This window comes from Erwinia sp. GW821-FHT03D09, from assembly GCF_059420805.1.
On the sequence record NZ_JBWKUK010000002.1, the window covers coordinates 136812 to 158855 of the forward strand.

General features: G+C 54.8%; 18 protein-coding genes and 3 pseudogenes. 10 read left to right on the forward strand and 11 right to left on the reverse strand.

Annotated features, from left to right (window positions below):
* The first annotated feature begins 304 nt into the window (after window positions 1-304).
* Together AC07U6_RS02355 and AC07U6_RS02360 are read left to right on the forward strand one after the other, a co-directional pair.
* Entirely contained in the window at window positions 305-1792 is a 1488-nt protein-coding gene (locus tag AC07U6_RS02355) for an MFS transporter (RefSeq protein WP_494761212.1), read from the forward strand.
* 25 nt (window positions 1793-1817) lie between these two features.
* Window positions 1818-2405, forward strand: coding sequence for a TetR/AcrR family transcriptional regulator (locus AC07U6_RS02360; protein ID WP_494761213.1), 588 nt, complete (start codon window positions 1818-1820; stop codon window positions 2403-2405).
* A 40-nt stretch (window positions 2406-2445) separates the two neighbouring features.
* Here AC07U6_RS02360 and AC07U6_RS02365 read toward each other — a convergent pair whose 3' ends face one another.
* Window positions 2446-3078: an FMN-binding negative transcriptional regulator gene (locus AC07U6_RS02365; RefSeq protein ID WP_494761214.1), complete on the reverse strand. Its 633-nt coding sequence runs from the start codon at window positions 3076-3078 to the stop codon at window positions 2446-2448.
* Window positions 3079-3212: 134 nt separating this feature from the next.
* Here AC07U6_RS02365 and pdxR point away from each other — a divergent pair, with 134 nt between their 5' ends.
* A complete protein-coding gene (pdxR, locus tag AC07U6_RS02370; RefSeq protein WP_494761215.1) occupies window positions 3213-4694 on the forward strand; it encodes a MocR-like pyridoxine biosynthesis transcription factor PdxR in 1482 nt (493 codons plus the stop codon).
* Window positions 4678-4842: a helix-turn-helix domain-containing protein gene (locus tag AC07U6_RS02375; protein ID WP_494761216.1), complete on the forward strand. Its 165-nt coding sequence runs from the start codon at window positions 4678-4680 to the stop codon at window positions 4840-4842. The genes pdxR and AC07U6_RS02375 overlap by 17 nt, the downstream gene beginning before the upstream one ends.
* A 119-nt stretch (window positions 4843-4961) precedes the next feature.
* On the opposite strand, the gene AC07U6_RS02380 is transcribed toward AC07U6_RS02375, so the two are convergent.
* The 5 genes and pseudogenes from AC07U6_RS02380 to AC07U6_RS02400 form a co-directional block, all read right to left on the reverse strand.
* On the reverse strand, window positions 4962-6041 hold the full coding sequence (locus AC07U6_RS02380; RefSeq protein ID WP_494761217.1) for a sensor domain-containing diguanylate cyclase: 1080 nt from the start codon (window positions 6039-6041) through the stop codon (window positions 4962-4964).
* A 196-nt stretch (window positions 6042-6237) separates the two neighbouring features.
* Window positions 6238-7233 carry a TonB-dependent receptor domain-containing protein gene (locus tag AC07U6_RS02385; RefSeq protein WP_494764412.1) on the reverse strand — a complete coding sequence of 332 codons (996 nt, stop codon included), beginning with the start codon at window positions 7231-7233 and terminating at the stop codon, window positions 6238-6240.
* Window positions 7216-7749 (reverse strand): annotated as a pseudogene (locus tag AC07U6_RS02390) (alcohol dehydrogenase catalytic domain-containing protein); the annotation flags it as partial. The pseudogene AC07U6_RS02390 and the gene AC07U6_RS02385, both read right to left, overlap by 18 nt.
* 272 nt (window positions 7750-8021) lie before the next feature.
* Complete coding sequence (proP, locus tag AC07U6_RS02395; protein WP_494761218.1) at window positions 8022-9527, reverse strand: glycine betaine/L-proline transporter ProP; 1506 nt, start codon at window positions 9525-9527, stop codon at window positions 8022-8024.
* 314 nt (window positions 9528-9841) lie between these two features.
* On the reverse strand, window positions 9842-11425 hold the full coding sequence (locus AC07U6_RS02400) for an EAL domain-containing protein (RefSeq protein WP_494761219.1): 1584 nt from the start codon (window positions 11423-11425) through the stop codon (window positions 9842-9844).
* A 315-nt stretch (window positions 11426-11740) separates the two neighbouring features.
* Here AC07U6_RS02400 and AC07U6_RS02405 point away from each other — a divergent pair, with 315 nt between their 5' ends.
* On the forward strand, window positions 11741-12130 hold the full coding sequence (locus tag AC07U6_RS02405; protein ID WP_494761220.1) for a DHCW motif cupin fold protein: 390 nt from the start codon (window positions 11741-11743) through the stop codon (window positions 12128-12130).
* Here the strand turns inward: AC07U6_RS02405 and AC07U6_RS02410 are convergent.
* Both AC07U6_RS02410 and AC07U6_RS02415 read right to left on the reverse strand, forming a co-directional pair.
* Window positions 12131-12493: pseudogene (locus AC07U6_RS02410) on the reverse strand (AI-2E family transporter); the annotation flags it as partial. It lies immediately after the preceding gene.
* A gap of 140 nt (window positions 12494-12633) precedes the next feature.
* Window positions 12634-12936, reverse strand: a pseudogene (locus tag AC07U6_RS02415) (ATP-binding cassette domain-containing protein); the annotation flags it as partial.
* A 260-nt stretch (window positions 12937-13196) separates the two neighbouring features.
* Between AC07U6_RS02415 and AC07U6_RS02420 the strand changes: the two are divergent.
* The gene (locus tag AC07U6_RS02420; protein WP_494761221.1) at window positions 13197-14390 is read left to right on the forward strand and encodes an MFS transporter; all 1194 of its coding nucleotides are present in this window, start codon (window positions 13197-13199) and stop codon (window positions 14388-14390) included.
* 65 nt (window positions 14391-14455) lie between these two features.
* Here the strand turns inward: AC07U6_RS02420 and AC07U6_RS02425 are convergent, their stop codons facing one another.
* Window positions 14456-15271, reverse strand: coding sequence for a TIM barrel protein (locus AC07U6_RS02425; protein ID WP_494761222.1), 816 nt, complete (start codon window positions 15269-15271; stop codon window positions 14456-14458).
* 498 nt (window positions 15272-15769) lie between these two features.
* Between AC07U6_RS02425 and AC07U6_RS02430 the strand changes: the two genes are divergently transcribed.
* The 3 genes from AC07U6_RS02430 to AC07U6_RS02440 all read left to right on the forward strand — a co-directional run bounded on the left by AC07U6_RS02430 (window position 15770) and on the right by AC07U6_RS02440 (window position 18802).
* Entirely contained in the window at window positions 15770-17275 is a 1506-nt protein-coding gene (locus tag AC07U6_RS02430) for a CoA-acylating methylmalonate-semialdehyde dehydrogenase (protein ID WP_494761223.1), read from the forward strand.
* A gap of 65 nt (window positions 17276-17340) precedes the next feature.
* Entirely contained in the window at window positions 17341-18159 is an 819-nt protein-coding gene (iolB, locus tag AC07U6_RS02435; protein WP_494761224.1) for a 5-deoxy-glucuronate isomerase, read from the forward strand.
* 379 nt (window positions 18160-18538) lie between these two features.
* Window positions 18539-18802: a hypothetical protein gene (locus AC07U6_RS02440; protein ID WP_494761225.1), complete on the forward strand. Its 264-nt coding sequence runs from the start codon at window positions 18539-18541 to the stop codon at window positions 18800-18802.
* Between the two features lie 82 nt (window positions 18803-18884).
* Here the strand turns inward: AC07U6_RS02440 and AC07U6_RS02445 are convergent, their stop codons facing one another.
* Window positions 18885-19721, reverse strand: coding sequence for a MurR/RpiR family transcriptional regulator (locus AC07U6_RS02445; RefSeq protein WP_105594105.1), 837 nt, complete (start codon window positions 19719-19721; stop codon window positions 18885-18887).
* A 275-nt stretch (window positions 19722-19996) separates the two neighbouring features.
* Between AC07U6_RS02445 and AC07U6_RS02450 the strand changes: the two genes are divergently transcribed.
* A complete protein-coding gene (locus AC07U6_RS02450) occupies window positions 19997-20293 on the forward strand; it encodes a fimbrial biogenesis chaperone (RefSeq protein ID WP_494761226.1) in 297 nt (98 codons plus the stop codon).
* Between the two features lie 887 nt (window positions 20294-21180).
* Here the strand turns inward: AC07U6_RS02450 and AC07U6_RS02455 are convergent.
* On the reverse strand, window positions 21181-21684 hold the full coding sequence (locus tag AC07U6_RS02455; RefSeq protein WP_494761227.1) for a fimbrial protein: 504 nt from the start codon (window positions 21682-21684) through the stop codon (window positions 21181-21183).
* Window positions 21685-22044: the final 360 nt, after the last annotated feature.

Genomic DNA, 22044 nt, shown 5'->3' on the forward strand with positions numbered 1-22044 from the left:
CCGGCTACCGGCTACCGGCTACCGGCTACCGGCTACCGGCTACCGGCTACCGGCTACCGGCTACCGGCTACCGGCTACGCCATTTTCCCGCCTTCACTTTTTCGATTCCATCGTCAGATCCTGTGAAAACGCTTTAGCCATAGCCCCGTTTTGCTGCCGGAATAGCCGGACGATCGTTCGCCGCCCTAAAAACTTCACTTGCTTTTGAGCGGTTGCTCAAGTAATTTTCCGCTCTTGAGCAACCGCTCAAAATTGCAATGCAGCGTGAGGACTGACGACCAACGCTGCTCAGAGAGGGTTTCCAATGCACGTTAATAACCGCTGGCTGGTGCTGGCGATCGTCACCAGTACGCTATTTTTGATCGTCATTGATATGACGGTGCTGTACACCGCGCTGCCGCGCATCATGCAGGAGCTGAACGGCACGGCAGCGGAAAAACTATGGATTATCAACGCCTATCCGCTGGTGGTGGCCGGGCTGCTGCCGGGGGCGGGTATGCTTAGCGACCGGCTGGGCCATAAACGGCTGTTTATCACCGGCCTGCCGCTGTTTGCCCTTGCCTCCTGGTGTGCGGCGTTTTCACCGACCGCCGGGCTGCTGATTGCCTCCCGCGTGTTCCTGGCCGTGGGCGCGGCGATGATGATGCCCGCCACGCTGGCGATTGTGCGCCATGTATTTGTCGATGAACGCGAACGGGCGTTGGCCATCGGCATCTGGGCCGCGGTGGCGTCCGGTGCGGCGGCGCTGGGACCGGTTCTGGGCGGGCTGCTGCTGGAGTACTTCTGGTGGGGATCGGTCTTTTTGATCAACGTGCCGGTGGTGATGGTGGTGCTGCCTTTCGCCTGTTGGCTAATTCCACACAGCGGCGGCAACCGCCAGCGGCCTGTCGATCTTATTGGCTCACTGCAAATTATGCTGGGCCTGGTCGGCGCGGTATTTGCCCTGAAAGAGCTGAGTAATATCAATGCGTCGCTGTTCTCTGTTGTGGCCTCTGCCGCCGTCGGCGCACTGTTCCTGACGCTGTTCGTTCGTCGTCAGCAGCGTGCTGCGCAGCCGATGATCGATTTTTCGCTGTTTCGTAACGGCGGCTTTTCCGGCGGGGTGATGATTGCTATCGTTTCCGGGATTGCGCTGACTGGTGTTGAACTGGTGCTGACCCAGCGCCTGCAGCTGGTGCTGGGATTGTCACCGCTGATGTCCGCATTGATGCTGCTGCCGCTGCCCGTGGCGTCGGTGCTGGCGGCTCCGCTGGCGGGCGTACTGCTGCCACGCTACGGCGAGCGGGCGGTGATTATGTTCAGCTTTACGCTCAGCGCGCTGGGGATCGTCTGCCTGCTGGGGTTATTTAACAGCGCGCCGATCTGGCAGATGCTGGCCCTGTTTGTAACCGGATGCGGCCTGGGTGCGATGTTTACCGCTGCATCTACCTCCATCATGCTCAACACCCCGGAAGAAAAAGCCGGGATGGTGGCGGCGATTGAAGATGTTTCCTGGGAACTGGGTGGCGTGCTGGGCGTGACGCTGCTGGGCGGAATGATGACTGCGGTTTACAGCTACGGGCTGGTTCTGCCGGAAGGGCTGGTCAGCGGGGAGGCGGCTTATGATAGCATTGACGAAGCGTTACGCATTGCCGCCGGAATGGGGGCGGAGCGTGCAGCCCAGCTGACGGGCCTGGCCTACGGTGCTTTCGATCGCGCCTTCCTTGCCGTGTTGGGCTGCGCTGCTGCGCTGCTGGTGCTGACTCTGCTGGTTCTGCGGCGGGTACTGCGGCCGGTTCACTGTGTTAAGTAAATACAAAGGTCACACGGAATAACAGATGAAAGAAACTGCGGAAGAACTACGAGCCAGAATCCTGAGCGGCGCGATTGAATTGTTTATTGAGAAAGGCGTGGAAAAAGTGACCACGCGCGAGCTGACAGAGCATCTTGGCCTCTCCCGCAGCCATATTTATCACTATTTTCGTGACTGGCAGGCGCTGTGCCTGGAAGCGTTGACCGTTTTTTTGCAGGCCGATTTGGATAATCTGAAAACAAGGATCGTTGGCCAGCCCGCCAGGGAACAGCTGCGAATGCTGATGCAAACCTATCTGCCCGATGTGCAGGACGCGGTCTGGCAGCTTTACGGTTCACTGTGGCAGCTGGCCATTCACAACGAAACCTGGGCGGCGCTGGCCCGGCAGATGGTGGATAAATGGCAGCTGCTGCTGGACGGCATTATTAACGCCGGTATTGCGGAGGGCATATTCAGCAGCGCCGATCCGCTCCGTACAGCCCGCCAGCTGGGCGCGATGATCAACGGCTACAGCGACCTGCTGATCGTCGAACCTTCCGCCAGCGCACGCCAGCAGGCGACGGAAGATATTGAAGCCTTTATCGCGCTCGCGCTGCTGACGCCGACAGAGTAGCTCTGCTCCGCCGCTCCGCATTGACCCGCAGCGGGCCGGTTTAGCGTTTTTCCCTGCCTGCCGCCCGCATTGCACTGGCAATCTCCTGCTGACCGCGATCGTAGAGTGCCGTTACGGCACCTTCCCGGTCAGCGGCTTTCTTGTTCTGCCCCAGTTTCATCAGTCCGTCAATTTCGCTGATGTGGATCTCAATTCCTACGACCGCTTTCAGCATGGCGCTGAGGAAGTTTTCCGGCGCGTCGGAAAGCTGCCACGGCTGCGGCATCGCCGACTCCTGTTTCCGGGTCATGCTGCCAATCATCTGGCGTAAAAAATCCGCATCGTCACGGAATGAGATGCGGCCACGGACGTGCACCGCCTGATAGTTCCAGGTGGGTACTTCACGGTGCGTTTCCTGCTTTGAGGGGTACCAGTTGGGGGAGATATAGGCCTCCGCGCCGCGAAACACCACCAGCACGTCGCTATCCGCTGCCAGCCTTTGCCACAGCGGATTGGTGCGGGCGATATGGGCATACAGGCTGCCCATATCGCCCTCGTGCGGCTGAAACTCAAAAGGGATATGCAGTACTTCAAGCTGTTGCTGTCCGCTGACCAGCATCCCCAGCGGATACTCCGCGATCAGACTATGGAGAACCTCAGGACGTTTTTCGCTGAAAAAAGAAGAAGGGTACATTGTTCACTCCTGGTAAACATGAAAGAGGACGGGCGTGGCGGGATACTGACCTGCCGCAGAAGGTCGTGCTAAATTACGCCAATAGTGGCCTGCAATTAAGGGCCAGTATCACGCAAAATCACCAGGCCACAATCATGTCCAGAACCGTAGCAGTAGTGGAAATTCCCTCCATCGGCGCGTTAGATCGCCAGTCGGGGCAGCTCAGCCAGCAGCTGGTGCGGGCTTTGAAGAGGGCGATTCAGCGAGGAGAACTGAAGGCGGGCGATCGTCTGCCTTCCACGCGCGTACTGGCCGCTGCACTGGGGCTATCCCGGGGTACGGTGACCCTGGCGTATGAGCAGCTGATTGCTGAGGGATTTTTTCAGGCAGAGCGCGGGGCTGGCACCCGGGTAGCGAGCGATCTTACCCTGCCGGATAAATCGCCGACCGATCGGCTGCGGGATTCGGCACTTCCTCCGCTTTCTGTCAGAGCGCAGCGCTTCGCGCGTGCTGCCGGGCAAATCTCACCGATGCCAGCCGTGCCGTTTGCGGTGTCGGTTCCTGCCGGTGAGACGCTGCCTGACGATATCTGGCGGCGAATTGGCAATCGCATACGGGCTCGCGGACCCGGGGCACCTTCCGGCTACGGTGAGCCGGCTGGCGCACCTGAACTGCGTAAGGCTATCGCCGAATACGTCAGAAAATCCCGTTCGGTACGCTGTAATGCCGAACAGATCATTATCACCTCCGGCACTCAGCAGGGGTTGTATCTGGCGGCACAGGTCCTGCTGGAGGAGGAGGATAAAGCCTGGGTTGAGGACCCGGCTTATCCCGGCATTACCTCTATTTTTGAGTGCCATGATCGGCAGCAGCAGATGGTCAGAGTCCCGGTCGATGATGCCGGGCTGGATGTCGCGGAAGGGATTGCACGCTGTACGGAAGCCCGGGTGGTATTTGTGACACCCTCGCACCAGTATCCGCTGGGTATGCCGCTGTCCATGGCCCGCCGCAGTATGCTGATTAACTGGGCGAAAGAGCACCGGGCCTGGATCGTCGAGGATGATTACGATAGCGAGCTGCGCTACGGCGGCCATCCTTTTCCAGCCCTACAGGGGCTGGCACCGGAGCAGGTTATTTATCTCGGCACCTTTAGCAAAATCCTGTTTCCCTCGCTGCGCCTGGGCTATGCCGTTGTGCCGGAAGGCATGGTGGATGCCTGGCGCGGCGCCCGAATGCTGATGGATCGCCATCCTCCTAACGCTGACCAGTATGTGCTGGCCCACTTTATGCGGGAGGGGTATCTGGATCGGCACATTCGGCGCATCCGCAGCGTGTATGCTGAGAAGCGTAGCGTGCTGATCGCAGCGATCGCGCGATTCATTCCGGCGGATCTGGCGTCGGTGCAGCCCGGCGATCAGGGAATGCACCTGCTGCTGTGGCTGCGGCGGGATCTGGACGATCGTCAGGTAGTCAGGCGGGCGCTGGCGTCGGGCGTTTCGGTGCGGGCCATATCGCATATGTATGCTGATACCCGCTGCCGCCCCGGGCTGATCCTCGGTCTGGGGGGATTCACCGAGGAGGCGATAGTGCAGGCGGTGCGCGGGCTGGCAGCCGCTATTATTGCGGAGGTCGGGTAGCAGGCTGCTTCGGCGCCGCATCGGCGAAGCGCGGTCGCTGTTGCTCAGTTCGGATGACAGTCTCGCGCAGATTGCCACGCAGGTGGGCTTTGAAAACGTGACCAACTTCCATCGGGTTTTTAAACAGATAGTCGGCATACGCCGATAAAGTACAAAAAATTATGGCTCAGGGAAGAGGGATGATTTCTGAGCGGCGCAAAAATCCCATGACGTTTTTATCCGTAAGGATATCGGGTCCAGCTTCTGTAAGGGGGGACCGGACCTTTTTTATGTCGTCGGGTTCTCCTGCCAGGGCCGCCACAGCTGAACGCCGTTTTTGCCCGCCCGCTTAACGTTGTACAGAGCCAGGTCGGCACGGCTTAACCACTGCTGCAGGCTTTCCGCCTCGCTGGCGGCGGCAATGCCGATACTGATCGAGCAGTGGAAATCCGCCGAGACCGGTAGCCGCAGCCGGGTAATTTTCTGCTGCAGGGTTTCGGCAAGAAGCAGAACGCCCGCTTCGTCTGCATCGTGGACGATAACCCCCAGCTCATCGCCGCCGAAGCGCGCCGGAATATCCCGTTCGCCAGCTTCATTGCGCAGCAGGGCGGAAATTTCCGCCAGCAGGAAATCCCCCGCCTCATGACCAAAGGTGTCGTTCACGGTTTTGAAATTATCAACATCAAGCAGCAGCAGCCAGGCACGGCATTCACCGCGCCGGGCGCGTAAATATTCACTTTCCAGCCGGCGATCGAACAGGCGGCGGTTGGGGATGCCCAGGCTGAGGTCCATCAGCGAGATGTGTTCAAGTTCGCGATTTTTACGCCGCAGCGTCAGGGTTAATTTATATGAAACAGCGCTAAGCACGAACATATAGCCAGCGGCCAGCGGCAGCGTTAACCAGACTGTACGGGTACTAAAACTGGTCTGCCACGGCATGCCGTTCAGCATCCACATCGGGATAAAGATCAGTAAAAATGCCCGCATCGCCGATTGTAGCTGTAGCCAGCCGCCAACGGCGTAACGATCCGAAGCCAACACGGCCATGATGATCAGCGACGGCATTGGGCTGATACCCATCATCGCCACCCAGAAGCCGCCAAGGGCCGCATCGATGGTCAGATTACGCCGCTCGCTGGCGGTCGGATCGGCGGAGGACATCGCCACGTGGTAGGCCACCCAGGGCCAGACAAAGGTGTTGATAAACAGCAGAACGTAAAAGGCGTTGCCCTTTTGTAGTTCCAGCAACACCGAGATAATCGGGTTAAAACAGAGAAATGTACCCAGCTGACGCATGGCAAACATGCGGCGGATAAAGCGCGTTGAGCGCAATTTCAGATGGCTGTGATCGGGTGAATTATAGTGCATGAATAAGCAATGTTTATCCGGTCCATAATGCAGTGTATCGGGAAACCAATAACGCGGATCGTTTTTTTGCTTGTCGGAATGAGAAATGCCAGCCGCCAAAGCGGACTGGCATCAAAAGGCAGAGTTTTACCGCATCAGAAGCTGTAGTTAGCCGATACGGATAAGTTGCGTGGCGCACCGTAAACGACGTAGGTGTTCACGCCGAGGTTATTCTGTTCGGGCGGAACACGGACAAAGTGGCAGTCAGGCGGCTGTTTGCCCAGTCCCCCTTCAGACCGGCCTCATAGCTCTTACCGGTAACCGGATCGAGGTAGCTGGCGCTGGCGTCGCGCGAGCTTTGCGGCTGGAAGATGGTGGTGTAGCTGGCGTAGGCCGAATACGTGTCGTTAATGTCATAAGTCAGACCGGCATAAGGGGCGATTTTTTTGCTGTCTTTATCGCCGGAGGTCCCACGTGCGCTCCACTGGGTATAGCGCGCGCCAACCAGCAGCGACAGCGGATCGGCCAGCGAGAAGCGTGCGGCGGTGTAGGCAGATTTCTGGCGAATGGTGTCGTCATCTTCCACCGTCCAGTCGTTCCAGTCACCCTGTGGCGTGTTGCCGTCCCAGTTATTGTAGTCGCCGTCGTAGGTCATGCCGTCAAAGAACGTATTCATGAAGTCGTTCTTCTGGCGGCTGTAGCTGCCGCCGAGCATCAGCTCGTGGCTGCGGCCCAGCAGTTCAAATGGTCCGTTGGCGTAAACATCAACCGAGTCAACTTTACGCGTGCCTTTGTTCCAGCCGCTGAAGAGGTAGGCACCCTGACCGGTTTGTTGATCCGGGTAACCGTACGGGTACATCAGCTTGCTGTCGAACGTGATTTTGCTATGGCTGCCGTTAACCTGCGCCTGCCAGCCGTTATCAAACCTCTGCGTCAGGTTAGCGTAGACTTTGTTGCTCTGTTTGTCGGTGTAGGACCAGTCCGGCGCGGCGTTGAAGCTGCGGTCGTAATGGGTGCGTTCGCCGTTGCTGTACCAGGTCGGCAGGCCGCCCCAGCCAGGGTCGCGGGTTTCAGTCTGCTGGAAGTCCCAGCCGAGTGAGAGGGTGGTGGAATCAGTCAGATCGGCATCCACGATGGTGCTCAGGAAGCGCTTACGGTTGTGGTAGCGGTCCAGCCAGCTATCGTTTTCCTGATAGCCGCCGATGCCGATCACCCCGACCCGGCTGGTGGCGGTGATGTTGCTCATCAGCAGCGGCTTAAAGACCGTGATGCTGCCGCACAGCAGCGGACCGGCGCTGGCGCATCCAGGCTCTCCGGCAGTGGGATCACCCACTGCCAGTCGGCACGCAGCTTCTCGGCAAAGCCGCCGTGGTTCAGAATGGTTGGCGTGCTGCCCTGCTGGCAGTTGACCTGCTCACCGTTAATACAGGCATCGCAGTGCTGGCAGCTTTTGGCCGACCAGCCAATACCCACGCGCTGGCCGATTTTCAGGCCTTTGGTTTGTGCCGCTTCGCCAAGGGCCGCCACACGGCCGATCACTTCATGCCCGGCGATAGTCGGGAACTGCGAGATGCCCCACTCGTTGCCGATCATCGACAGGTCAGAGTGGCAGACGCCGCAGTATTCCACCTCAACTTCCACTTCCTCTGCGCCCAGTGCACCGGCTTCGTACTCATTACAGTTCCAGAGCCTGTCCTGCAGCCAGTGCCGCATAGCTTTTGATTTTCATGTTAATACCTCAGATTCAGTTTTCGGTCGAAGGACAAGTGTAGCCGTTTAGTGAGTCAAATAGTGTCTGCGCCGCACGTAAGGTTTATCTGAACAACTGACTGCGGGGAAAATGGGCAAAAGCGCGATCTCACACTGTCTGGCCCGCATGAATTGCGGTCTGGGCCATAGTAGAAAACTTAGCGAGTTGGGAATACTAAAGCCTGGCAACAATATGCTGAGTGGCTGTTATCGGTACATATCAAAAGGGCCGGTATGCCCGGCCCTCAATGATTACTCGTTAATCCGCGGATGCTGATTAATCAAGTGTGTACGCTTCGCTTCCAGTTCGGCAATCTGTTCGTTGATGTCTTCGATCTTCTGCTCAATATTGTCGTGATGTTCCTGCAGAATCTCCTTAGCCTCGGTAATATCCGACGCTGCAGGGGTCGCACCGCGCAGCGGCATATTTGCCGTCTCCTTCATCGTCAGGCCGGTCACCAGGCCGACCACCGCGACCACCATCAGATAGTAAGCCGGCATATACAGATTACTGGTTGCCTCGACCAGCCAGGCGGCTAGCGTTGGCGTCAGGCCAGCGATCAGCACCGAAATATTAAAGGCGCTGGCTAAGGCACTGTAGCGGATGTGGGTCGGGAACATTGCCGGCAGGGTGGACGCCATCACGCCGGTAAAGCTGTTGAGGATCACCGCCAGCAGCAGCAGGCCGGCAAAAATCAGCCCCATCACGCCGCTGTTAATCAGCATAAAGCAGGGAACCGCCAGCACCAGCAGGGCAATACTGCCGATAATCACAAACGGGCGACGGCCAAACTTATCACTCATCAGCCCCATCACCGGCTGCACAAACAGCATACCCAGCATAATGGCGATAATAATCATCACCCCATGATCTTCCGAGTAGTGCAGATTATGCGACAGGTAGCTCGGCATATAGGTCAGCAGCATATAATAGGTGACGTTAGTGGCAATCACCAGCCCGACGCAGGACAACAGGCTGCGCCAGTGTTTGGTGGCAATCTCTTTAAAGGAGATTTTCGGACCATCGGCCAGGCCTTCACGGTCGCCCTGCTCAAGCTTATCAACGTGCTGCTGGAACGCCGGGGTTTCTTCCAGCGCGTGGCGCAGATACAGACCGATAACCCCTAATGGCAGCGCCACGTAGAACGGGATACGCCAGCCCCAGTCAAGGAATTTCTCCTCACCGACTACGGTTGAAATCAGCACCACCAGGCCTGCACCCAGCACGAACCCGGCGATAGAGCCGAAGTCCAGCCAGCTGCCCATAAAGCCGCGTTTGCGGTCCGGGGAGTATTCGGCAACAAAGATTGATGCGCCGGTATACTCACCACCCACCGAGAAGCCCTGTGCCATTTTACACAGCAGCAGCAAAATCGGTGCCCAGATGCCGATAGAGGCATGGGAAGGGATCAGGCCAATACAGAAGGTACTGACCGACATGATGATAATGGTGATGGAGAGAATTTTCTGGCGACCGTATTTATCGCCCAGTGCACCAAAGAACAATCCGCCTAGCGGGCGAATGAGGAACGGTACCGAGAAAGTCGCCAGCGCGGCGATCATCTGCACGCCGGGATCGGCACCGGGGAAAAATACCTGGCCAAGAGCATAGGCAACGAAGCCATAAACGCCGAAATCGAACCATTCCATGGCGTTGCCCAGTGAGGCCGCGGTAATTGCTTTGCGTAATCTACTATCATCGATGATAGTGACGTCTTTTAAACCAATTGGTTTGACACGCTTCCTACGTGAAATCATATAAAACACTCTGTAATTTTCTGTTTTTAATCCCAAAATTCCTACATTCCAGCTAAAATAAGCGATCTGGTGGACTGGTAATGAGGGAAAATCCAGCGGCAAAATGCGTCGGCGGCGGGCTTCAATGGCGCACTCACACGGCCCAATCACGCACTTCACCGCCGTTTATTATAGAACCTCTGCGCGATGTCGCATTTTTTCGGATAAAAAATTCAGAAACTGATAGCAGGAGGAAGTACAGAAGAGGAGTAAAATTGTGGTCGATCGAGCGCCTGCATCGGCACCCGACCTGGTGAATATGCCAAAACGCCGGCCTAACCGGCGGGGATTTCGTCCGGCTCTGGATTGTTGCGCTTTTGCAACCACTCGGACAGCACCGCGCTTTCCATAGGGCGGGCGAAGTAGTAGCCCTGGATAAACGATACGCCGTGGTTTTGCAGATAGCGCAGCTGCATTTCGTTTTCCACCCCTTCCGCGACGACCTTTAACGCCAGCTTATCGGCCAGGGAAATAATCGCATCCAGCACCGGGGTTTCACCGTCAACGGATTCAATGGTGTTAACAAAGCCCCGATCGATTTTCAGATAATCCAGCGGGAAAGTTTGCAGATAAGAGAGCGCGCAGTGCCCGGTACCAAAATCATCAATGGCAATGTTGATCCCTTCGCGGCGCAGATCGGCAAGCCTCTGGGAAACCATACGATCTTCACCGATCAGGCTGCGTTCCGTCAGTTCGAGGGTGATCGTCAGCTTGAGATGATCCATCCCGGCGGCAAAGGCGCGAATATCTGACATGAAGTCATCATGCTGTAGATGATCCGCCGCCAGGTTCACGCTGATATGGAAGCCCGGGTCCAGCTGCCATCCGGCGGTGTCGCGGATCACCATCTGTAACAGATGGCGGGTCAGCGGCACAATCATCCCTTCAGATTCAGCGGCGGAAATAAAGACATCCGGCCGTACCCAGTGGCCGTCAGGGCGCTGCCAGCGCATCAGCGCCTCAGCCCCGCTAAATTTCTGCGTTTGCAGGTTAAAAATCGGCTGGTAATGAACGGAGAATTCGTTGCGGGCGATGCCGCGGCGGATCTCATCGCGGAACGAACTTTTGCGTTTCAGCCAGTTGCTGGTTAGCGCGATAAACAGCAGGGAAAGGATTAGCGCCATCGGCATCAGGCTGAGCAGTACCTGGCGCCAGTTATAAAACAGTTCGCTTCGGGAGGAGGTGACATTCAACGTGATCGCATAACGTTTAGAGTGAGTGTTGAGCGTGTAATTACCCCATTTTTTATCATGCTGGCGGGTGGCAGGAACGCCGCTAAACATGGCAAATCCGTCGCCAAATTTCATCGAAATATCGTAATCATGCTGCATTTCTGCCGCCCAGATAAAATCAATGAAATACTGTCCGTCCACCAGGGCGTAGCTGGCAAAACCGTCGCGGGCTTCATGCATAAACAGCACGGCAGGGCGATTATTGACCCCGCTGGTACCGGAAACGGAGAGGCTCCACAGGCCTTTGTGATCGGCAGGCAGCGGGCGGCGAATAATATCTTCTATTGAATCCTTGCGTTCGCCAAAGTTCGATGAGCAGATGATGTTATCGTCCTGAACAAGGCCCACTGAGCGAAAATAAGGATGCATCGAGCCATACTCCTGCAGCTCGTCTTTGATATCCGCGCAGCGATGATTTTTATATGACTGTAAAAAGGCGGTCATCACCCGCGCTCTGTCGCTGATATTTTCCGCCTGGGATATCAGCATTGAGCTGGTCACGGCAAGCTGTCGTTTAACCATTTTTCCCGCTTCCAGCAGCGTAAACATCAGACAAAGCAGGATCGGTATTAGCCCTGCGGCAATCAGCCAGCGGTAGTCGTGCCTGGGTTTTTCAGTAGCGAGCAAAGTGTTCTCCCGTGGTGTCTGGCGGCGGTAAAACAACAGCAGCATAAAAGGTGAATGAGGAAAGTAAGTATTATGGCAGCAACTTTATGTTGATGTGCAGTGGCAGCGGCTGATTTAAGTAGAAATATTCGCCTTAAACACTTAGCCAATGCCCGGATTTCTTATGTTGTATGTTACGCGGCCGATGACGGAGCAGTTTTGTTGTAATCGACCTTTACCGCCGAAAACACCGCTAGCGGATTTTTTCACCTGAAATCGGTGTGCATTATTGAGAAAACCGGGTAGTTTCAATGTTTAACCACGTGGGATTTGGTAATGAAATTAAGCGATATTCCTTTCGGCACAACGGACTGGGCGACGATCGATGCAACGGAGCATCCCGGAGAAACCGGCAGTGCATGGTGGCGTACGCAGCAGTTTGGGTGGTGCTGGGTGGGATGGGATCGCAGTTTGCGTGCATGGTGGCGTACGCAGCAGTTTGGCGACGTGCGCGTGCGGCGGGTGGACTATACCCCCGGCTATCTGGCCGATCACTGGTGCAGTAAAGGACATATTCTGCTGTGTTTGTCCGGCGAGCTGCACACCGAGCTGGACGATGGCCGGGTGTTTATCCTGCGCGCGGGGATGAGCTATCAGGTTGCTGATAATGCGGAAGCGCACCGTTCCTGGACGGAAAGCGGTGCGCAGCTGTTTATAGTCGATTGATTATTTTGCCGGGCGGCCATTGCCCAACAGTATCGCCAGCTTGCTGCCGCCCGGAGTGGTTTCCATCAGAATCTTGCAGACGCTGGTCAGCGGTACGGAGAGCAGCATGCCCACCGGTCCGAGCAGCCAGCCCCAGAAAATCAGGGATAAAAAGACCACCAGGCTCGACAGCCCCAGACCCCGCCCCATCAGCCGTGGCTCCAGCATATTGCCGCACAGCATATGAATGGCGATAAACAGCGCGGCCACCAGCCCGGTATCCAGCGGTGTGTTCAGTAGAAGCGCCTGCAATACCGGTGGGATACCGGCAATCACCGGGCCGATGTTGGGAATATAGTTAAGCAGGAAGGCCACTACCCCCCACGCTGCATCAACGCCAGTGCGCTGAGCATCAGCGTCAGCCCGGTGGTAATCGCAATGGTCGCCATCGCCATTCCGTGGCCGACGGAACCCTGTTCGAACTGCCGCCAGATAAACACCGATACCGTCTGCATTCCCGCCGGTGCCACCGTCATATGCGGCCACAGGGCGTAATCCTGGAAAACCATGCCGATATCACGCTGTTCCGGCGGCGTGCTTTTACCGCGATCGGCAATCAGACGTTCGCCAAACTGCAGCGTGCCCTGCTGCGGCTCCAGCAGCCCGGCAAGGATTTTCAGCAGGGTGCTTTTGCCGCAGCCGGAAGGGCCAGGCAGAGCCACGATAGAGCCGGGTTCGATATCCAGATCGATGTGATTAAGTACGCGGTGTTCGCCAAAAGCATAACCAATGCCTTTCAGCGTAACGGCGACGGGTGAGCGGATCATAGCGATGCTCCGTTTTTACGCGAGCATGCCTGACCAGCCGCTGGCCAGGGCCGGTAGCGAGCGCTCATCTGAAGGAAGTCCAGGGGAGTAAAGACCATATTGTTATCCTCTTTGGGACTCTGTGGGGCGGAGTATAGGGAGGCTTTGTGATGAAAATATGGCGGTATTCGCGCCCGCTGCGGCGAATAAACATCCGTAGGACGCTAACGGTTCAGGTATAGTGAGGCCTCGACTTTTTTGCTTTGCGAGCCGTAATTTCCATGTCAGACCCGTCAGCAGGCGACGCCGCGCAATCCGGCCTGCGCCTAAATCTGCGCATTATCTCTGTTGTCATCTTCAACTTTGCCAGCTATCTGACCATTGGGCTGCCGCTGGCGGTGCTGCCCGGATACGTTCATGACGTGATGGGCTACAGCGCCTTCTGGGCCGGTCTGGTGATTAGCCTGCAATATTTCGCCACGCTGCTCAGCCGCCCGCATGCCGGGCGTTTTGCCGATCTCTGGGGACCGAAGAAAGTGGTGATTTTTGGCCTGTTCGGCGCGCTGATTTGCGGTATCTGCTACGCGCTGGCGGCACTGAGTAGCCCCATTCCCCTCGTGAGTTTGCTGCTGTTATGCCTCGGCCGCGTGGTGCTGGGCATGGGGCAGAGTTTTGCCGGGACGGGGGCCACGCTGTGGGGCGTTGGCGTGGTGGGATCGCTGCATATTGGCCGGGTGATTTCGTGGAACGGGATTTTCACCTACGGGGCGATGGCGATTGGTGCGCCGCTGGGCGTGGCGATTTACATGTGGGGCGGCCTGCTGCTGCTGGCGGCGATTGTGATTGCCATTGCGCTGGTGGCTATCGTACTGGCGCTGCCCCGGCCTGCGGTGAAAACCAGCAAGGGAAAACCGCTGCCGTTCCGCGCGGTATTGGGCCGTATTTGGGGATACGGCCTGATCCTGGCGATGGGATCGGTCGGCTTTGGGGTGATCGCCACCTTTATTACCCTGTTCTATCAGGATAAAGGCTGGCAGGGCGCGGCTTTTGCCCTGACGCTGTTCAGTGTGGCGTTTGTCGGTACGCGCATGCTGTTCCCCAATGCCATCAACCGCCACGGCGGACTGAACGTGGCGCTGATCTGTTTCGCGGTTGAGGCCTTTGGGCTGCTGATGGTGTGGGGCTCGTGGGAGCCGTGGATGGCGAAGGTGGGTGCGCTGCTGACCGGTGCCGGATTCTCGCTGGTGTTCCCGGCGATTGGCGTGGTGGCGGTGAAAGTGGTGCCGCCGCAGAATCAGGGTAGCGCGCTGGCGACCTACACCGCCTTTATGGATCTGGCGCTGGGGATAACCGGCCCGCTGGCGGGATTGATTATGAGCTATGCCGGCGTGCCGGTGATTTATCTGCTCAGCAGCGTGCTGGTGTGCCTGGCAATACTGGCGACGCTCCGGTTAAAACGGGTGACGACCGCATAAAAAAATGCGGCCCTGGAAGGCCGCCAAGTGACACAGATAAGAAGTGAAATCCGGCCACAGGATGTTTAGCCCTGCAGCAGCGCGATGCTCTGGCGAATTTCGCGCTCGATGTCCGCAGCGGTCCAGTTGTCCATGCTGGAAGCAAACGGCTCGAAGGCGTAGATGCCTTTGTAGCCCAGCTTCTCCAGGCGCTGTACCTGAGACACGCTCTTCAGACGGTCGCCTTCGCTCAGCATGATACGTTCTTCATCGGTCAGCTTGCTGGTTTCGCGATCGTCTTCCACGCCAGACAGGTGCACCAGTCCGATGCGATTGACATCCAGACCGGCGGCGAAGTCCTGCTCTGCGCCTTCATACAGGTGGTGGTGGAAGGTATCCAGCACCAGCGTAAACGGTACGTCGGCCTGGTCGATTAGCTGCAGCGCCTGGCCTGCGGAGCGCAGCGAGCTGACCGGGAAGCCCAGCGGTTCAACCAGACCTTTAATACCGTAGCGGTCAAACAGCGGTGCCAGTGTGCGCAGCGCGTTAACGGTATCTTCGGCTGAAATCGGCGTGCCGTCGTTCAGCGGGCACATCACCAGCGCTTTCGCTCCAATCCCCTGCGCATCCTTCAGCAGCCCTTCAGCGCGGGCCAGCAGATCGTCACTGATCTGATTAAACGGGTAGACGGCGTTAATCGTAACGATTTCCATACCGTATTTTTCCGCCAGGTCTTTCACCTGCTGGTGGCTGAGATCGTCAGTCACGCTGCCACCCTTCATATCATTACGCAGCTCAACCTTGTTCAGACCCAGCTTTTGTACCAGCTGGAAAAAGGCTTCAATGCTCAGGGCAGGGGCAATTTTACGGTTAATGCAAATGCGGGTTGGATCGATAGCCATGTGATGGCTCCTGTTTCAGTAGGGTAATAAAAAAAACTCCACCACAGGGCCAGCCTTACCCGATCCGCATGGTGCAGTAAAAGTACGCATAAGAAAACATTTATTTCATAGTTAGTGAATAATGAAATTTAAATTTTTAGATCCGCCTCTCAAAATTTCACCGTGCATAAAAACAAACCAGTAAAAACACAGGGAAATTTCAGGTGAAAGAGCGAAGGATTGCGGGGCCGTTATCGTCACGTGGTAAAACCACTGTTCCGCATGGGGCCTACTCTGGAGGCTTTTCAGGTATGTCGGCAGGCAGGACCATTTATCCGGCAGAACCTGACCGTGAAAAATGCGATCCATGCCGCTAAAACTGAATTTTCTAAAGTGAAATATTTGAAAAATTTATTCCAATATTATACTGTCATCCCACGCATTAGAGTTTTGCCCGGCCAGGTAGCGTTGTGATTCAGACTGCCTGCATGGGAACTATCACATCAAAGAGGCCAGAACATGACTATCGTAGGAAACTTTATTGGCGGTAAAACTTCCCTGAGCGCCAGCAGCGAAACCATCCCGGTTTACGATCCGGCGACCGGCAAAGTCATCCGTGAACTGACACAGAGCACCAGCGATGAAGTGGCGTACGCCATTGAAGTAGCCCACAACGCTTTCGATAGCTGGTCACGCACTTCTCCACTGCGCCGCGCCCGTATCCTGTTCAACTTCAAAACCCTGATGGAACAGCATCGTGACGAACTGGCCGAGCTGATCGTGAGCGAGCACGGTAAAGTCTGGTCAGATGCGCTGGGCGAACTGACGCGTGGTCTGGAAGTGGTTGAATTCGCATGCGGTATTCCACACCTGATCAAAGGTGAGAACTCAGCGGACGTCGGTACTGGCGTTGACAGCTACTCGCTGATGCAGCCGCTGGGCGTGGTGGCGGGTATCACCCCGTTCAACTTCCCGGCGATGGTGCCACTGTGGATGTTCCCAATCGCGCTGGCCTGCGGTAACACCTTCGTTCTGAAGCCACCGGCCCTGGACCCGTCAGCCTCTGTCCGTATGGCTGAACTGCTGACTGAAGCGGGCCTGCCGGATGGCGTGTTCAACGTGATCCACAGCTCTAACGAAAATGCCGAGCAGCTGTATAAAGATCCGCGCGTTCAGGCGGTGAGCTTCGTCGGTTCTTCCGGCGTTGCCGAACACATCTACACCACCGCCAGCGCACACGGTAAGCGCGTGCAGGCGTTCGGCGCGGCGAAAAACCACGCTATCGTAATGCCGGATGCCGATCTGGATGCCACCGTGAACGCCATCATGGGCGGCGCGTTTGGTTCTGCCGGCGAGCGCTGCATGGCGCTGCCAGTCGTGGTTGCCGTGGGCGACGATACTGCTGACAAACTGATTGCCGCACTGACTCCGCTGGTGAAAGCCCTGCGCGTTGGCCCTGGCATTCACAAAGGCAAAGACGAAAACGAAATGGGGCCGGTGGTTTCTGCTGCGCACCAGAAGAAAGTCCTGGGCTACATCGACAAAGGTGAAGCGGAAGGTGCGAAACTGGTTGTTGACGGTCGTGGTATTCAGGTTGAAGGCAACCCGGACGGCTACTACGTTGGCGGCACCCTGTTCGATAACGTCACCACCGACATGGTGATCTGGCGTGAAGAGATCTTCGGACCGGTTCTGAGCATCGTGCGTGCCCCTGACTACAAAACCGCGCTGGATCTGGTTAACAGCCACGAGTTCGGTAACGGCAGCGCCATCTTCACCAGCAATGGTCACACCGGCCGTGACTTCGTGCGTGAAGTGCAGGCGGGCATGGTTGGCGTTAACGTACCGGTACCGGTACCGATGGCATTCCACAGCTTCGGTGGCTGGAAGCGTTCCGTCTTTGGTGCACTGAACGTGCACGGTCCGGACGGCGTGCGTTTCTACACCCGCATGAAGACGGCCACCGTTCGCTGGCCGAGCGGTCAGAAAACCGTGTCTGAGTTCAGCATGCCAACGCTGGGCTAATCCTTTTCACGAACAATCCGCGCCGCCGGGCAGTTTGCGGCGGCGCGGGCAAAGGACAAAGCAGCATGTCATTATTAAATAAAGCAAAACAGCCCGATGCACAGGGCCGTATTCAGAACGTCACCCCGGAAAGTGCCGGCTGGCGTTATGTTGGCTTCGATGCGTATCTGCTGAAGAAAGGGCAGACCCTGCGGCTTGAAAGCGGTGATAAAGAGCTGTGTCTGGTGCTGGTTGCGGGCCTGGCCTCGGTGAAAACCCGTCAGGCCGAGTTCCCGAATATCGGTAAGCGTATGTCGCCGTTTGAGCGCACGCCGCCGTATTCCGTCTACGTGCCGCACAACGAACAAATTGAAGTGGTGGCAGAGTCCGATCTGGAGCTGGCGGTCTGTAATTCGCCGAGCCAGGGCAATCTGCCGGCACGTCTGATCGCGCCTGAAGATGTCGGCGTGGAGCAGCGCGGTAAAGGCCACAACAAGCGTCTGGTGCATAACATTCTGCCGGACAACAAGCCTGCCGACAGCCTGCTGGTGGTGGAAGTGTACACCAACGAAGGTGATACCAGCTCCTACCCAAGCCACAAGCACGACCAGGAAGATTCAGAAGACGAAACCTATCTGGAAGAGACGTACTATCACCGTTTCGATCCGGAGCGTGGCTTTGCCCTGCAGCGCGTCTATACCGACGATCGCTCTCTGGATGAGTGCATGGCGGTGTATAACCGCGACGTTGTTACCGTGCCGCGTGGCTACCATCCGGTAGCGACCATTGCCGGTTACGACAACTACTATTTGAACGTAATGGCCGGGCCAGTACGTTTATGGAAATTTACCTGGGAGAAAGATCACGCCTGGGTGAACAGCGATGAGTATCCGCGCAAGAAGTAAGTTGGTTTAGTTGTAGTGATGTACCCCGGAGGGATTCCGGCTGTAGTCATACAGTCTGAAGCCCGAAGGAAAAGGTTGATGTTGAAAACAAGCTAATAAACGGGCGGCCACCTACGGGCTGCCCGTTTTTTTATGGCTGGCGTTTGCCGCTGACCGAGGTGGGCGTTAGGCCATAAAAGCGCTGGAAACGAGCAGTCCGCTTTCCAGTAATTCCCAGGCGTGACCCATGCGGATCTCCGCCAGCAGCGTCAGCGCCGCAATCTGTATTCAAGACAGCTGGACGCAGTACCACAACCCGCTCGGCCAGATGCTCACGGCCTGCTTTTAACATCGCGCCACAAACGGAGCGAGGGTAGAAATCACCAATTCGGAGTGAGAAATGAACGAATTATCTGACGGCAATAGCCGCCTCGCCGGGGGGACGATGGTGCGGCCAGGGCAGCTGCGGCGACTGATGCTGGGTGTCAGTGCGGTAATCGGTGCCGGAGGTGCTTTCCCACGGTTCCTTTTGCTGGGGGCAGATGAGATGGCTGCTTATCAATCCCTGGGGTTGTGGGCGATCCCGGCGCTGCTGGCACTGCTGATATGGCTACCGCAGCTGTGTCACTCCGCTGCTGCTGCTGGCCGGGCTGCTGGGGCTTGAACTGCTGGTTTGCTTGCCCGCGGGAAGAATCAGCGAATTTGACAGGAACCGGCGCTGGCAGGAAGCCAGTGCCGGTATGCATTTAGTTCGCGTTGTTCAGCGCCAGCGAAACCGCCAGCGTCTGTGCCAGGCACAGTGAAGCAACCTGCGAGCGGAATCCGTCAACCTGCGCCTCGCGCACCACGAAGCAGACGTCGCTAAAGGCGGCCAGCGGACTAACCTGGCTGTCGGTAATGGCGATCTGATGGGCACCGCGTTTGGCACCCAGCTCAACCAGCTCTACCGCTTCACGCGCGTAAGGTGAGTAGCTGATGGCGATTACCACGTCTTTTGGATTCACCATGCTCAGCTGTTCGGCAAACATGCCGCCGAGACCGTCGATCAGAAACGCGCGGCGCTCAAGGTGGCGCAGGGCATAGGTCAGATAGGAGGCAACGCTGAATGAGCGGCGCAGACCAATCACATAGATGTTATCGGCCTCATCGAGCATTTTGACTGCTTTTTCCAGCTGCTCCGGATTAATCTGCATCGCCAGTTGCTGCAGCGCCTGCGAGTTCACCATCGTGAACACATTCAGGATCTCTGCCGGATTTTCTGGTGCGGTTGGTGTTTCATCTGTCGCAGTCTGGCGGAACAGACGTGCACGTTCGGTGTAGTTGACCGTTTCTTCCATCAGGTGCTGACGAAACACCTGCTTCATTTCGTTGAAACCGCTGAAGCCAAAAGCATTTGAGAAGCGAATTAAGGTGGAAGGTGGAACATCCGCCTGCTGCGCAATGGAGGCCACGGTGTCGAAGGCGATACTGTTACTGTTATCCAGAATATAGCGAGCCACCTGCTTCAGGCGTTTGCTTAAGGTGTCATAACGGCGACGGATATCGTCCTGTAGCAGTGAAAGCTGTGTTGGATTGTTGGTCATTAAGCGGCTCGCTAATCTCTAAATTGATGTTCTTATGAACGCTATTCTACCAGATGAACAAAAAATTTCACTTGATGAAGAAAGCAGCGTCTTTTATTTCATCAGGGTTGGGAATTGGTTCACAGAATTGCAACTAACTGGTAAAAACTCAGATGCAGGATACCCCTGGATGAGGGGATCGAAATGCTGGTTTCAGCATTTTATGCTGTAGAAACGGCGGTGGACAGGTTCCTCGACAGTGATTCCAGAATTGTGGTTTGTGTCAGGTGATATTCATGACTCTCGCAGCTGATTTTAAACAGGCGGGATATCGCTGGCAGGTTACTAATCCCAGCCCGTATTACATCACACTGGTGGACGCGCAGACTCATCATAAGGGGCCACATATCGCTGAGTTTTCGCCATTTATGCTGGCTCCTGGTGCCAGCGAAATGTTGCCGGGTAATATGAGCCATTATGGACAGGCCCCGGTATTTGCCTACCTGAATGACTATGCTGGCCGCCCGGAAGTTACTTTTAAATGTGACACAGGGTGCTGCAATGTTATCACTAATCAGGTTTCGCGTGGCTAATACCTGCGAATTTTTCGTAATAACGTTCAATTTAAATTCAATAAACACGCGATGGTAATCATGAACAGAATAGTAAATATGGTCTGTCGCAGGCTCCCGATAAAGGTATTTACGTATCTGATGCTGGCCTGTTCAACGGCATATGTCGTTCCTTCGCGCCAACAGCAATGCCGAATGGTGGGTGTTGGGCAGGTCCAATGAACAGCATGTTTGTCTCGCGGAGTGTTTCGTCATTTAGTTCTGATAAGGAAGGTGCTACGGCAGTTGACCCTTTCGTCATAAAGCCCAGTCAATATCCAGGATAGTGCTATAATCACGCGATTAAGATAACCGTCAGCTCCAGTACAAATGTAATACTACACTGAATAAGAAAATTAAGGTTAATCTTGTCGCTGATCGTGCATCTTTCGGAGATGCTATTAAAAAATCAAATCCAGAAAATGATGTCGTCATGCTCTATAATAATCAACCTGTTAAACCGAATAACGGTTTTCAGATTATGCTGCTGAATGGTATGGGCAGCGATAATGTTAGTTTCTCAGTGGCCGAAAGCGGTACTCGTACCCTACATCAGGGATATGAGGTCTATGTCATTAGTCTGGCAGGAAGGAATAATGACATTTTCCTTAAATAAGAAGATAGGTTTGTTATCGGGGATTAAATCGATACATTGATGATAAAGTTTTTATTAATACCTGTAATTCTTCCATGTGCCTGTTTGTTAAGATATAGATTGATTTCTCTGGACCAGGAAGAGGAGGTTGAAAAATTTTACATGAACAAATTAATAGTCTTTATTTTGATCTTTTCAATGTTTGTGTTATTATTTTAACTCTATGATATCGTACTATTTATAATAATTATCACCTCCATTTTAAGACAGTTTTCTACTGGTATTCAATAGCCATTGTTGCTGATGCGTTAAAATCCCCACCTTTAAGTACACTGTCCTTTCTTTTAACTAGCACCGCTTCTAATTTTAAACTGTTTGCAAGGTTGAAATTAACCATGCTGTTTAGTATGAATTGTGAATTGCCATTATACAGTGCAACACCTAAATTATTGTTGTCGGTTTCCAGTACATTTTTGTCAAAGTCTGCACCATTGCCTCTTATTGTCATTTTCAAATTCGGTGATGTCGCAGATTTGCAATCTATGGTGTATTGAATTGGGGTTCTTTTATAACTACCATCGATTTTTGTTGTTATCACGTTAGTGCCGAAATTAACATACATGACCTGGTTATTATTAATTTGGCAAGGTGGTCTTACTATTTTCACACTAATGTTAACCTGACTACCCTGAGCAATACTCACAGGAATTGTCATAATTAAAGAAGTCGCTAAAAGGCATAATGATCTTGAAAATTTATGACTTATTATCTGCATCATCTGACACTCTACTTTTTATATCAATAACCAGTATTCGAAGTTAATCAATCGAATTTTTCTGGTGGCGTAATTTAATAAAAAAAGTATTGGAAATTATGAGTTTTCCAATGGAAATTTAGGGTCGTATTTTTTTCATCCGACCTTTGTTCATTAACTGCATAGCTATGCGCAGAGTAAAATATGAAAGAATTTATATTCTTATACGCGGTGAATTACAGTGATTTTTATTAAATCTCGCCAAGAATTATAAGTATTATCGGTTAAGCAAGAAAGATATTTTCTCTGAAAAAAGTAATTTCGATATTAAATGTTGATGAAATGGTTTGCTAAATAATAAAAATAGAATAAAAAATGTGCTGG

Bases quoted from the DNA above. Each gene is read 5' to 3' on its own strand.
- pdxR (WP_494761215.1), top strand. From the start codon at position 3,213: ATGTCCAGAACCGTAGCAGTAGTGGAAATTCCCTCCATCGGCGCGTTA.
- AC07U6_RS02420 (WP_494761221.1), top strand. From the start codon at position 13,197: ATGTCAGACCCGTCAGCAGGCGACGCCGCGCAATCCGGCCTGCGCCTA.
- AC07U6_RS02450 (WP_494761226.1), top strand. From the start codon at position 19,997: ATGACTCTCGCAGCTGATTTTAAACAGGCGGGATATCGCTGGCAGGTT.
- AC07U6_RS02365 (WP_494761214.1), bottom strand. From the start codon at position 3,078: ATGTACCCTTCTTCTTTTTTCAGCGAAAAACGTCCTGAGGTTCTCCAT.
- AC07U6_RS02455 (WP_494761227.1), bottom strand. From the start codon at position 21,684: ATGATGCAGATAATAAGTCATAAATTTTCAAGATCATTATGCCTTTTA.
- AC07U6_RS02360 (WP_494761213.1), top strand. From the start codon at position 1,818: ATGAAAGAAACTGCGGAAGAACTACGAGCCAGAATCCTGAGCGGCGCG.
- AC07U6_RS02405 (WP_494761220.1), top strand. From the start codon at position 11,741: ATGAAATTAAGCGATATTCCTTTCGGCACAACGGACTGGGCGACGATC.
- AC07U6_RS02425 (WP_494761222.1), bottom strand. From the start codon at position 15,271: ATGGCTATCGATCCAACCCGCATTTGCATTAACCGTAAAATTGCCCCT.
- proP (WP_494761218.1), bottom strand. From the start codon at position 9,527: ATGATTTCACGTAGGAAGCGTGTCAAACCAATTGGTTTAAAAGACGTC.
- AC07U6_RS02355 (WP_494761212.1), top strand. From the start codon at position 305: ATGCACGTTAATAACCGCTGGCTGGTGCTGGCGATCGTCACCAGTACG.
- AC07U6_RS02440 (WP_494761225.1), top strand. From the start codon at position 18,539: ATGAACGAATTATCTGACGGCAATAGCCGCCTCGCCGGGGGGACGATG.
- AC07U6_RS02380 (WP_494761217.1), bottom strand. From the start codon at position 6,041: ATGCACTATAATTCACCCGATCACAGCCATCTGAAATTGCGCTCAACG.
- iolB (WP_494761224.1), top strand. From the start codon at position 17,341: ATGTCATTATTAAATAAAGCAAAACAGCCCGATGCACAGGGCCGTATT.
- AC07U6_RS02445 (WP_105594105.1), bottom strand. From the start codon at position 19,721: ATGACCAACAATCCAACACAGCTTTCACTGCTACAGGACGATATCCGT.
- AC07U6_RS02430 (WP_494761223.1), top strand. From the start codon at position 15,770: ATGACTATCGTAGGAAACTTTATTGGCGGTAAAACTTCCCTGAGCGCC.